11 protein-coding genes and 1 pseudogene are annotated in these 12252 nt (G+C 63.5%); 3 read left to right on the plus strand and 9 right to left on the minus strand.

Translation table 11 applies throughout. From position 1 onward, the window contains the following. The 7 genes and pseudogenes from VJS90_RS14090 to VJS90_RS14120 all read right to left on the minus strand — a co-directional run. Positions 1-131: pseudogene (locus VJS90_RS14090) on the minus strand (ABC transporter ATP-binding protein); the annotation flags it as partial. 11 nt (positions 132-142) lie between these two features. Further along, positions 143-982, minus strand: coding sequence for an ABC transporter ATP-binding protein (locus tag VJS90_RS14095; protein ID WP_324122259.1), 840 nt, complete (start codon positions 980-982; stop codon positions 143-145). A gap of 11 nt (positions 983-993) precedes the next feature. Further along, a complete protein-coding gene (locus VJS90_RS14100) occupies positions 994-1905 on the minus strand; it encodes an ABC transporter permease (RefSeq protein ID WP_324122260.1) in 912 nt (303 codons plus the stop codon). A gap of 61 nt (positions 1906-1966) precedes the next feature. Then, on the minus strand, positions 1967-3577 hold the full coding sequence (locus tag VJS90_RS14105) for an ABC transporter substrate-binding protein (protein ID WP_324122261.1): 1611 nt from the start codon (positions 3575-3577) through the stop codon (positions 1967-1969). A gap of 52 nt (positions 3578-3629) precedes the next feature. After that, entirely contained in the window at positions 3630-4667 is a 1038-nt protein-coding gene (locus VJS90_RS14110) for an ABC transporter permease (protein WP_324122262.1), read from the minus strand. A gap of 66 nt (positions 4668-4733) precedes the next feature. Next, positions 4734-6344 carry an ABC transporter substrate-binding protein gene (locus VJS90_RS14115; protein WP_324122263.1) on the minus strand — a complete coding sequence of 537 codons (1611 nt, stop codon included), beginning with the start codon at positions 6342-6344 and terminating at the stop codon, positions 4734-4736. Between the two features lie 69 nt (positions 6345-6413). Then, positions 6414-7568, minus strand: coding sequence for a mandelate racemase family protein (locus tag VJS90_RS14120; RefSeq protein WP_324122264.1), 1155 nt, complete (start codon positions 7566-7568; stop codon positions 6414-6416). A 362-nt stretch (positions 7569-7930) separates the two neighbouring features. Here VJS90_RS14120 and VJS90_RS14125 point away from each other — a divergent pair, with 362 nt between their 5' ends. The 3 genes from VJS90_RS14125 (at position 7931) to VJS90_RS14135 (ending at position 10477) form a co-directional block, all read left to right on the plus strand. Next, positions 7931-8656, plus strand: a complete 726-nt coding sequence (locus VJS90_RS14125; RefSeq protein WP_324122265.1) for an oligogalacturonate-specific porin KdgM family protein — start codon at positions 7931-7933, stop codon at positions 8654-8656. Positions 8657-8740: 84 nt separating this feature from the next. Further along, the gene (locus tag VJS90_RS14130; RefSeq protein WP_324122266.1) at positions 8741-9565 is read left to right on the plus strand and encodes an NAD(P)-dependent oxidoreductase; all 825 of its coding nucleotides are present in this window, start codon (positions 8741-8743) and stop codon (positions 9563-9565) included. A gap of 15 nt (positions 9566-9580) precedes the next feature. Further along, positions 9581-10477: an SMP-30/gluconolactonase/LRE family protein gene (locus tag VJS90_RS14135; protein ID WP_324122267.1), complete on the plus strand. Its 897-nt coding sequence runs from the start codon at positions 9581-9583 to the stop codon at positions 10475-10477. A 94-nt stretch (positions 10478-10571) separates the two neighbouring features. Here the strand turns inward: VJS90_RS14135 and VJS90_RS14140 are convergent, their stop codons facing one another. After that, the gene (locus VJS90_RS14140) at positions 10572-10742 is read right to left on the minus strand and encodes a general stress protein (protein WP_324122268.1); all 171 of its coding nucleotides are present in this window, start codon (positions 10740-10742) and stop codon (positions 10572-10574) included. A gap of 404 nt (positions 10743-11146) precedes the next feature. Then, positions 11147-12252 (minus strand): YcaO-like family protein (locus VJS90_RS14145; RefSeq protein WP_324122269.1); only part of this gene is annotated, 1106 nt, incomplete at its 5' end.

Here is a 12252-nt window from a genome sequence, read left to right on the forward strand (position 1 = left end):
GAGCCCGACTCGCCCACCAGGCCGAACGATTCGCCATCCTCGACACTCAGGTCGACGTCGTGCAACACCTGGTTGAGCGCGGCGCCAACGCCGAAGCTCAGGTTCAGCGATTGTGCTTGGATCATGGACATGGTCGTTTACCTCAGCAGGTGAGCCAGAGCGGGTCGCGTTGCAACACCGGCAGGCGCGGGCGGCGGTTGTCCATGCTCGGCAAGGCTGCCAGCAGGCCACGGGTGTACGGGTGTTCGGCGTACTGCAGGTCACAGGCGGCCAGCGACTCGACCACGCGCCCGGCGTACATCACCAGCACCCGGTCGCAGTAATTGCGCACCAGGTTGAGGTCGTGGCTGACGAAGATCAGCCCCATCTGCTGCTCGACCACCAGTTCCTCGAGCACGTTGAGCACCTGCTGGCGCACCGACACATCGAGCGCCGAGGTCGGCTCGTCGGCGATGATCACCTCAGGATTGGTGATCACCATCATGGCGATCATGATGCGCTGCCCCATGCCGCCGCTGACCTCATGCGGGTACAGGTTGTAGACCCGACCGGGATCGCGGATGTGCACCTTCTCGAGCATCAGCAACACCCGCTCGCGCGCCTCGGCGCGGCTGGCCTTGTGGTGCGCGAGGTAGGCCTCGGCGATCTGGTCGCCGACCTTGACCACCGGGTTGAGCGAGTACTTGGGGTCTTGCATGATCATCGAGATGCGCTGGCCGCGGATCTTCTGCATGGCCTTTTCGCTGGCACCGAGCAGGTCGACATCGCCGAAGCGCAGGGCCTTGGCGGTGATCTGCGTGCTCCCCGGGTGCAGCTTGAGCAGGCTGCGCCCGACGGTGGACTTGCCTGAGCCGGACTCGCCGACGATGGCAAGTTTTTCGCGGCCCAGGGTGAACGACACATCGCGCACCGCGTGCATTTCTTTCTTGCCGTTGACGAAGCGCACATTGAGCGAATCGACAGTGAGTTTGAGCGTCGACATACAGCCTCCAGTTACTCGCTACGCGGATCGAGAATGTCCCGCAGGCCATCGCCCAGCAGGTTGAACGCCAGGCTGACCAGCATGATCGCCGCACCAGGTACCGCGACCAGCCACCAGCACTCGAGCATGTAGCGCCGGCCCGTGGAGATCATCGCGCCCCACTCCGGCAGCGGCGCCTGCGCACCCAGGCCGAGGAAGCCCAGGGCCGCGGCGGTCAGGATGATGCCGGCCATGTTCATGGTCAGGCGGATGATCACCGACGACATGCACATCGGCACGATGTGGCGCAGGATGATCCGCGTCGACGACGCGCCCTGCAGCTCGACGGCGACCACGAAGTCGGCCTTGCGCAGCGACAGCGTCTCGGCCCGCGCCAGGCGGGCGATCGGTGGCCACGAGGTAAGCGCGATGGCGACCACGGCGTGCTCCAGGCCGGGGCCGAGGGCGGCGATGAACGCCAGCGCCAGCACCAGGCTGGGGAACGAGATGAAGATGTCGGTGATGCGCATGAACACCGTGTCGACGATGCCGCCGAAATACCCCGAGACGGTGCCGATGAACAGCCCGATGGGGCCGACGATGACCGTGACCAGGGCGATGATGTAGAGCGTGATGCGCGCGCCGTAGACCAGCCGGCTGAAGATGTCGCGACCGTATTCGTCGGTGCCGAACCAGTGCGCTGCACCGGGCGACTGCAAGGCATTGGCGAGGTTTTGCACGACCGGGTCGTGGGTGGCGATCCAGGGTGCGAAGGCGGCCACCACCATCAGTAGCAAGGCCACCAGCAGGCCCACCAGGGTCATCGGGTTGCGCAGCAGGTGGCGAAGCACCCGCAGGCTGCTCTTGTACAAGGCGTCGAGGCTGGAGGCGGGCGTGCCGTCGGCCTTGGCGGTTGATTCAGTGGAAGACAGGTTGGCAATCATCGGCATGCTCTCGATGTGAAATCACGGCCACCCGGGCGCCCATGGACGCCCAGGGCGGTGTTCAACGTTGCTTGTAGACGGCCAGGTAGCGAGTCGCCTCGGCGTCATCGCCGGTAAACCCCTTGACGTCCAGCGCGCTCACGGCGGTGTCGGTCATCTGCGAAATCATCATGATCGGGCCGACCTGCTCGTCGTACAGCTTCTGCGCTTCGTGGTACAGGCTCAGGCGCTTGCCTGCGTCGCGCTCCACCCCGACCCGGTCGATCAGGTCATTGAGCTGGCGATTGAAGAACGACGCACGCCAGCCCTGGAAATTGGGCAAGCCGGCAGTGTCGCTGTTGTCGGGGTTGTAGACGAAGGTGCGCAGGCTGAAGTACGGATGCGGATAGCGCTCGGCGCCACGAGCCACGATCATCTCGAAGTTGCGCGCGCGCATGGCGCCGTAGACCTGGTTGCCGGTGCCGGTGACGATGCTGGCCTTGATCCCGCCTTCGGCCAGGGTTGCCTGCATGCGTGCGGCAATGTCGATGAAGGGCGGTTCGGACAGCGTGCGAAGGGTGGTGCTGAAGCCCTGCGGGTAGCCCGCTTCGGCGAGCAGCGCCTTGGCCTTGGCCACGTCCATCGTGTAGCCAGGATCGGGCAGGCGTGCCTCCAGGCCCAGTTGCATCGGTTGCTGGTTGAGCGTGCCGTAGTGGGGCATGACCTGCTCGTCCAGGCCCTTGTAGTCAATCAGGTAGCGCACCGCTTCGCGCACCTTCTGGTTGGCGAATTCGGGCTGCTTCATGCTCATCGCCACGTAGTACATGGTGCCGCGCTGCAGCGATTGCACCTGCAGCTTGCCAGCGCCCTCGATGGCCTTGATATCGGGCGCGGCCATGCCGTAGGCCAGGTCCAGGTCACCGCGCTCGAGCATCAGACGCAGCGATTGCGACTCGGTCATGTGGCGCACCAGTACCCGCTTCATTTTTGCCGGGCCGCCCCAGTAGCCGTCGAAACGGGTCATCACCAGCGCATCGTTGGCGGTCCATTTGCTGAGGGTGAAGGGACCGCTGCCAGCCTCGTTGGTCACCAGCCAGGCCGCGCCGAGGTCGCCGTTCTTCTCGTGCTTCAGGGCTTGCTGACGGTCGACGATGACGGCGCTGGGCGAGATCGCCAGCGAGTCGATCACCAGCAACGGATCGGTCGGCTGCGGCAGGTCGATCACCAGAGTGTGCGCGTCGCTGGCGCGGATCAGCTGCTGGATGTTCTCGACGCTGTAGCCGTAGGCTTTCCAGGTGGTGGCCAGGCCGAAGTTGAGTTTCATCACCCGGTACAGCGACCAGGCCACGTCGTCGGCGGTGAGGGCATTGCCGGAGTGGAAGGTGACGTCGGTGCGCAGGTGGAAGGTGATCTGTTTGCCGTCTTCGCTCACCTCCCAGCGCTCAGCCAGTTGCGGCAGGTGCTTGTCCGGGTTGCCGTTGTCACGCTTGACCAGGGTGTCGTAGAGGTTGGCGTTGATCCCGGACGCATCCAGGCCCGGGGCGTTGGCCGGATCGATGGAGAACAGGTTGACCATGCTCATGCCGACAATCAGCTGGTCGGCGGGGGTCTTGGCCTGCACCGCGGCGAGCGGGCCGAGCGCCAGGATCGCGCCCAGCAGGCTTGCGCGCAGGGTTGGGAATACTGTCTTCATGTAGGCACCTTCTTTTTATAGTTGTTCGCTGTGCTCGCGCGGGCGCGAGGCCTTAACGGGTCCGTGGGTCGAACACCTTGTACAGGGCATCGCTGATCAGGTTGAGCGCGACGAAGATCAGGCCGATCACCAGCACGCAGCCCATCACCGCGTTCATGTCGCCGAGCATCAGGCTGCTGGTGAGGTACTGGCCGAAACCGGGCCAGGCAAACACCGTCTCGATCAGCACCGCGCCTTCGAGCAGCGAGCCATAGGCCAGGGCGACCACCGTGAGCAACTGCACGAGAATGTTACGAAACGCATGGCCCCAGACCACCTGGCGCCGTGACAGGCCTTTCACCCGGGCGGTGATGATGTACTCCTGCGACAGCTGCTCGAGCATGAAGCTGCGGGTCATGCGGCTGATGTAGGCGACCGAGTTGAGGCCGAGGATCAGCGCGGGCAGCACGATGTGGCGCAGCGCGCTGGTGAAGGCTTCCCAATCGCGGGCCAGGGCGGTGTCGATCAGCAGCAGGCCGGTGACGTCCGGCACCATGCCGTCGTAGGCCAGGTCGATCCGCCCTGCCCCGCCTGCCCAGCCGAGCCAGGCATAGAACACCAGCAGGCCCATCATGCCGACCCAGAAGATCGGCGTGGAGTAACCGAACAGGGTGATCACCCGCGCCACATGGTCGCCCAGCCGGCCCTGGTTGCTGGCCGCGACCACACCCAGCGGCAGGCCGATGAGAATGCCGAACAGAATGGCCAGGGTGGCCAGCTCGATGGTCGCCGGGAACACCCGCTTGATGTCTTCGAGCACCGGGTGGCCGGTGAGCAGCGCATTGCCGAAATCACCGTGCATCAGGTCGCTCAGGTACATCCCGAACTGGGTCCAGATCGGTTGGTCCAGTCCCATCGACCGGTACACCTGGTCGTAGGTGGAACTGTCGGCATCCGGACCGACCACGGCCAGCACCGGGTCCAGCGGCATCACCCGGCCAATGAAGAAAGTCAGCGCCAGCAGACCCAGCAGAGTCACCAGGACCGTGCTGGCCCGGCGGGCAGTACCAGACACACGGGTGCCCAGCACAGAGGCAGTCGAAAGAAACATAACGGGCTCCTGAAAAAGCGTTCACCAATCAGCACGGCGTGAGGAGCGCGTACGCCCCCTTCCCGCTCAACGCGACTTGTAGACGTCTTTGTAACGGGTGGTGGCCGCGGTGTGGCCCTGGTAATCCTGGACATCGTGATAAAGCACCACCGTGTCGGTCATCTGCGACACGGGCAGGATCGCCCCCACCTGCTCGTCCAGGGTCTTCTGGATCTGCTGGTACTGGGCCAGTTGCCGCGCCTTGTCGGGCTCGACCTCGGCCTGCTCGATCAGGCTGTTCAGTTCAGGGCTGTAGAACGAGGTGCGCCAGCCCTGGAAGTTGCTGAGCCTGGCTTCGTCGCGGTTGTCCGGGTTGTACACCAGGGTGCGCAGGCTCGAGTGCGGATGCCGCTCGGCACCGCCACCGCCACGGCCGACCAGGATGTCGAAGCTGCGATCGCGCATGGCGCCGTAGATCTGGTTGCCAGTGCCGGTGACGAGGGTGGCCTGGATGCCGGCCTGGGCCAGGGTCGACTGCAGGCTGGAGGCGATGTTGATGAACGGCGGCTCGGTGAGCACGCGGATGGTGGTCTTGAAACCGTCTGGGTAACCGGCTTCGGCCAGCAGCCTCTTCGCCTCGGCCACGTTCAGGGTGTAGCCCGGGTCGTCCAGCCGCCCCGCCAGGCCCAGCGGCAGCGGGCGCTGGTTGAGCTGGCCGTAGTGCGGCATCACGGTCTGGTTGATGCCCTGGTAGTCGATCAGCGAGCGGACCGCCTGGCGCACGCGGGGGTCGTCGTAGGGCTTTTGCCTGACGCTCAGGGCCACGTAGTAGAGGGTGCCGCGCTGCACGGTCTGGGTATGCACCTTGTCGGAGTGCTCCAGTGCCTTGATGTCCGGCGCGGACATGCCCTTGGCCAGGTCCAGGTCGCCACGCTCGACCATCAGACGCAACGACTGCGACTCGGTCATGTTGCGCATGACGATGCGCTTGAGCTTCGCCGGGCCGCCCCAGTAACCGTCGAAACGGGTCATCAGGATCACGTCGTTGGCGCGCCAGTCATTGAGGATGAACGGGCCGCTGCCCGCGGCGTGGGTGGTCAGCCAGGCAGCGCCCATGTCCTCGCCCTTCTGGTGCTGCTGGACGACTTTGCGGTCGAGGATGAAGGCGCTGGGCGAGGTCGCCAGAGTGTTGAGCACCAGCATCGGGTCGGTCGCGCGTGGCAGCTCGATGACGAAGGTGTGCTCATCGGTGGCGCGCGTGTACTGGGCGACGTTGCCGGCAGTGAAACCGTATGCCTTCCAGGTGGATGCCAGGGCCAGGTTGAGCTTGAGGATACGTTGCAGCGACCAGGCGACGTCTTCGGCGCTCAGCGGATTGCCGGACTGGAACTTGACCCCCTCGCGCAGATGGAAGGTCAGGGTCTTGCGGTCGTCGCTGACCTGCCAGCTTTCGGCCAGGGCCGGTACCAGCTGGTCCGGTTGCTTCACATCCTGCACCAGCAGCATGTCGTAGAGGTTGGCGTTGATCTCCGAGACATCCAGCCCGGTGGCAGCGGCCGGGTCGAGCGACAGCAGGTTGATCATGCTCATGCCGACGATCAGCTGGTCGGCCGGTGTCTTGGCGAAAGCCGCAGGTACCGAGGTCATCGCCAGCGACGCGGCGAGGACCCCCGCCCAGAGTTTGGGAAGAACGCTCATGTGAGATAGCCTTTTTATAGTTATTGGACTCTCGGGCGGCACGCTATCGCGCGCGCCGCCATGCACGAATCAGAAGCTGTGCAGCGTGTTGGTTTCGACGTAGTCGAAGTCGATCTCCTCACCCAGGCCAGGCAGGTCCGAGAGGTGCACGAAGCCGTCCTCGTCCATCGGGTCGACCAGGCGCTTGAGGTAGGCCGGCACCTCGTCGTAGTTCAGGAACGGGTGCAGCAGTCCGCGTTCGTACCAGGTGCAGTTCTTGATCGCGCCGACCACGGCCAGGTTGGCCGCGCCGTTGCCATGGATCTCGCAATCCATGCCGAAGGACTCGGCCATGTGCGCGACCTTCAGGCACGGTGCGATCCCGCCGACCCCCGCAACGCCGGCGCGCAGGATATCGCACACATCGTTCTTCACCCAGCTGGCACGGCTCAGGTGCTTGCCACCCAGGCTTTCCGGCCCCAGCACCGGGATGTCCAGCTGGCCGGACAGCCAGGCGTAGGATTCGGCGGAGTCCTCCATCATCGGCTCTTCGAACCAGGCGAAATCGAGTTTCTCCAGCGCCCGGCCGATGGTCAGGGCTTCGGTACGGCTGTACCAGTGATAGCCGTCGATCATCAGCGCGATGTCCGGGCCTACGGCCTCGCGCACGGCGGCGCACGCCTTGATGTCCATGCTCACGCTAGGCGCGAACGAGACCGGCGGCATCCAGGTGTGCAGCTTGATCGCCTTGTAGCCGCGCTTGACCAGGGTTTCGGCGAAGCGGCCGTACTCCTCGGGGGTCGATAGACCGCCCTGAAGCTCGTCGCCGCACATGGTCGAACCGTATGCGGGCACCTTGTCGCGGTAGCCGCCGATCAGCTTGTGCACCGGCACGTGCAGCTTGCGCCCGGCCCAGTCCCACAGGGCCTGCTCGACCAGCGCCAGCGCACGGTCGGTCAACTGGCTGGCGCTGCCGCGCTGCCAGTGCGCCAGGTCGTGCCAGATTTTTTCACGGTCGAAGGCATTGGCGCCAACCAGCACCTTGCGCACGAAACCATCGAGTACATACGGGCGGATGAGTTCAGGCGCACCGAGTGCGTAGCCTTCGTTGCCGCATTCGGTGCGAATGCGCAGCAGGGCCATCCGGGCCTGGGTGACGTCGCCGGGGTGGGCATGGCCGGCACTGTCCACGGCTCGGCGGGTGGGATAGGAAAATACCTGGACGTTAACAGCGGTGATGATCATGGACGTCTGAGCCTTTTTATTGGATTTGTGGCGGGTGAGTCACGCTCTGGCAGTGATCCTACGTCATCATACAACAATTGAGAAGCACCCCTGGAAAACTTTCTAAAACCCACCTTTTTTAGCTCATCATGCGTCTCCGCGATACCTTTATCGCCCTGAACACCCATGCATAAACCCTCAAAAACACTGATCTAGAGCTACCCAACCAAGTCATCCGACAACATTTCAAGAAATCGTAGACATCAACGATGTTGTACGATAACTTTTTGCTCGAACTCACCACGCACCCTCTCCGCTCCACCGGATCGGTCACCGACCTCCGGCTCATAACGACCTCGACAAAAACAACAAAAGAAGATCGCATGAACACACGACTCCGCACGCTCATTGCTGTCAGTACCCTCGGCCTGTCTTTGCATGTGTACGCAGACTCGGCCAGCATCAACTACCGCCACGGCTACACCGAAGACGACAGCATTCACTCCGACCGGATCAAGCTCAATTACCGGATGGACAGCGGGCTGGGATTCGCGGCCGAGATCAAGTACAAGACCGCCGGTGACCGCGAGGACGTCGCCTACGACAACATGGTCAACAACGGCCATGAGTTCACCGTGGACTACAACTACAAGCTCAGCGCCAGATCGACGCTGACGCCGGCGTTCCAGATGGACAGCTCCAAGGACGCCACCGCCTACAAGTTCGGTCTGAAGTACAGCTACAAGATCTCCGACACCTGGTACGCCGCCGCGCGCGTGCGACACGATGCGAGAAACCTCGACCGTGACCAGATCGATCACAGCTGGGCCGATCGCGCCAAGGACAACCAGAACACGACTCGCCTCGAAGGCTGGCTCGGCTATACCCCGCAAGGTCCATGGGCGTTCGAGTACCAGTACATCCACTTCCACACCGACTACATTCGCTACGACAACAAGAAGAGCGACTACGAGCAGAACCTGATCGTCAAATACAAGCTCAACAAGCAGTGGGCGCCGTTCATGGAGGTGGGCGACATCAAGGTTAAGTCCACCACCGACGACCGCCAGGCGCGCTGGCGCCTGGGAATCCAGTACAACTTCCTGTAATGCCCCGCCGCCGGGCAGGCATCAGGGCCGCCCGGTGTTTCTCTTTGACGCCACATCACGCACTGACAACCAGAGGCCCCCGCCATGACGACAGCACCTCCTCCGAGCAAACCTTTCAACCGCCTGCTGCTGACCGGCGCCGCCGGTGGGCTGGGGCAGATCCTGCGCGACGCGTTGCAGGCGCACGCCAATGTCGTGCGCGCATCCGATATCAGCCCGATGGCGCCACCCGCAGGCGACCATGAAGAGGTGATCACCTGCGACCTGGCGGACAAAGCCGGGGTACTGGCGCTGGCCAACGACGTGGATGCCATCGTGCACCTGGGCGGGATCTCCACCGAGCGCGCATTCGAGGAAATCCTCGACGCCAACATCCGGGGCACCTTTCATGTCTATGAGGCTGCGCGAAAACACGCGATCAAGCGGGTGATCTTTGCCAGCTCCAACCACGTCACCGGCTTCTATCCGCAGGACGAGCACGTGGATGCGCACTCCCTGCGCCGACCCGACTGCTATTACGGGCTGTCCAAGTCCTATGGCGAGGACCTCGCAACGTTCTATTTCCATCGCTATGGCATCGAGACCGTGAGCTTGCGCATCGGCTCCTCGTTCCCCGAGCCGCGTAACCTGCGCATGCTGTCCACGTGGCTGAGCTATCCAGACCTGGCGCACCTCGTGGAACGCGCATTGCTTGCCGAAAACGTCGGTCATACCGTGGTGTATGGCGTTTCAGCCAACCGTGACCTGTGGTGGAGCAACCGCTATGCGGCGCACCTGGGCTTCAACCCGCAGGACAGCTCCGAGCGCTTCCGCGCGCAGATGGAGCAACAGCCCACGGCTGCGGCAGACGACCCTGCCGCACGGCTGCAAGGTGGCGCGTTCACTGCCGCTGGCCCTTTTGGCGACTGAAACCGAGGACTGCACATGACCGCCGAACTGATTGTCGACGCACGCAATGCCACAGGCGAAAGCCCGGTCTGGCACCCTCAGGAAAATGCGCTGTACTGGGTCGACATACCCGCCGGACGCCTGCATCGCTGGCAGCTGGATGGCCAGACCGACTCCTGGCAAACCGACGAGATGCTCGCGTGCATTGCCCGTAGCTCGCACGGCCATTGGCTGGGTGCCCAGGAAAGCGGGATTTTCCAGCTGACTCCCCAGGCCGGCGGACGCCTGCGCGCCGAGAAGTGCGCCAGCGTCGAGCATGCCCGTGAAAAGATGCGTTTCAACGACGGGCGCTGTGACCGGCAAGGGCGTTTCTGGGCTGGCACCTTGCAGACCAGCATGGGCGCTGATCCTGTGGGCGCGCTCTATCGGTACGATCCGCGGCCGGGCGGCCCGGTGCAGCCCTTGCATGCCCGGCTGGAAGGACTGACCGTGCCCAATGGCATGGCGTTCAGCCCCGGCGGCACGACGATGTACATCTCGGACTCTCACCCCGGCGTGCAACTGATCTGGGCTTTCGACTACGACCCCGATACCGGCACACCGCACAACCGCCGGGTGTTCGTCGACATGAACCAGCATGCCGGGCGACCGGATGGTGCCGCGGTGGATGCCGAAGGCTGCTATTGGATTTGTGCGATCGATGCCGGTCAGGTGCTGCGCTTCACCCCTGAAGGCCGATTGGACCGGGTGCTGGAAGTGCCGGTAAAAAAACCGACCATGTGCGCCTTTGGTGGCCCGGGCATGGACACGTTGTTCGTGACTTCGATTCGTCCGCAGGGCGTTGATCTGAGCGACCAGCCGTTGGCCGGTGGGGTATTCGCGTTGAATCCGGGTGTGAAGGGTTTGCCTGAGGCGCTCGCCGGAGCGGTATGAAGGGATTGCAACGTTGCTGACAACCTCCGCTGCACAGCGCCGGCGACGGCAAGCCATACCGGCAGCGGTCACGCTGCCGGTGTGTGCTGGCCCGTTACGAACGTCCGCCCTTGCGATCACCGCCATGGCTATGCTGCCCGCCTACGCGTGCTTTCTCGGCCCTGTCGGTCTTGACATCCTGGTGGCCGCCGCCCTTGCCCCCAGCGTCGTGGACTTTCTGCGGATTATCGGAAAAGCCTTGGCCTGACTCACGATGCTTGCTCATGAAACCTCCGGATCAACGATAACGAACGAGTGTGTCGGTACGTTGGAGTGCGGGAGTGGGCGCTGCGCTTCGCTGTCCTGACCAATGGCACGGTGTTGCGTGCAGCGTGACAGGAGGGTTGCGCTGTGAGGGCAACGCTCTTACATCGGGGAGCTCAACGCCCTCGGCTCGGCGTGGCCGGGTACTGTGGGAGATTGTGTGTTTGTTCCCTGCCGACATCGCACAACGCGCAAGTGATGTGGCCCGGCGAGGGCTTCGCCCTCGGTCGCGACACAAGGCCCGCTCCCACAGGGCCCGGCTATGCCGGGCCAGGTGCTGTGACGACCTCGGTAGAAGACAGTTGCTCCCACAGGGCCCGGCGAAGCCGGGCCGGGGGTGGACGGATTCAGCCGCCTGCCGCGATCCTACATCCCCGCGACGCGCGCCCGCGCGCTGTGCAGCTTCTTGTAGCTTTCGACCAGCTTCAGGTGCCGGTCCAGCCCTTCGAGCTTCATGCTGGTCGGCGTCAGGCCATGGAACCGCACGCTGCCGTCCATCGAGCCCAGCACGGCATCCATCCGCGCATCGCCAAACATCCGGCGGAAGTTGACCTCATAGTCCGCAAGCTCCAGGTCTTCGTCCAGTTCCACCTCCAGCACGACATTCACCGCCTGGTAGAACAAGCCACGCTCGACCGTGTTGTCGTTGTACTGCAAGAAGGCGCCGACCAGGTCCCTCGCCTCTTCGAACTGCCGCAAGGCGAGATGGATCAGCAGCTTCAACTCCAGGATCGTCAGCTGGCCCCAGGCCGTATTGTCGTCGAATTCGATGCCGATCAAGGTCTTGATGTCGGTGTAGTCATCCAGCTCGCTCTCTTCCAGACGCGAAACCAGCGCCTGCAGGCCCTCGTCGTCCAGGCGGTGCAAGTTGAGGATATCGGCACGGAAGAACAGCGCCTTGTTGGTGTTGTCCCAGATCAGGTCCTCGATCGGATAGATTTCCGAATAGCCCGGCACCAGAATGCGGCAGGCAGTCGCGCCCAGCTGGTCATACACCGCCATGTACACTTCCTTGCCCATGGCCTGGAGAATGCCGAACAACGTGGCAGCCTCATCGGCATTGGACTCTTCGCCATGACCCGAGAAGTCCCATTCGACAAACTCGAAATCGTGCTGGGCACTGAAGAAGCGCCACGACACCACACCGCTCGAATCAATGAAATGCTCGACGAAGTTGTTCGGCTCGGTCACCGCGAAGCCTTCGAAGGTAGGCTGGGGCAGATCGTTCAGGCCTTCAAAGCTGCGCCCTTGCAGCAGTTCGGTCAGACTGCGCTCCAGCGCCACTTCAAAACTTGGGTGCGCGCCAAACGAGGCGAACACACCACCGGTACGCGGGTTCATCAAGGTGACGCACATCACCGGGAATTCACCGCCCAGCGACGCATCCTTCACCAGCACCGGGAAGCCCTGTTCTTCAAGGCCCTGGATACCGGCCATGATACCGGGGTACTTGGCCAGGACCTCTTGCGGCA

This window comes from Pseudomonas sp. (assembly GCF_035277045.1).
Lineage (GTDB): Bacteria > Pseudomonadota > Gammaproteobacteria > Pseudomonadales > Pseudomonadaceae > Aquipseudomonas.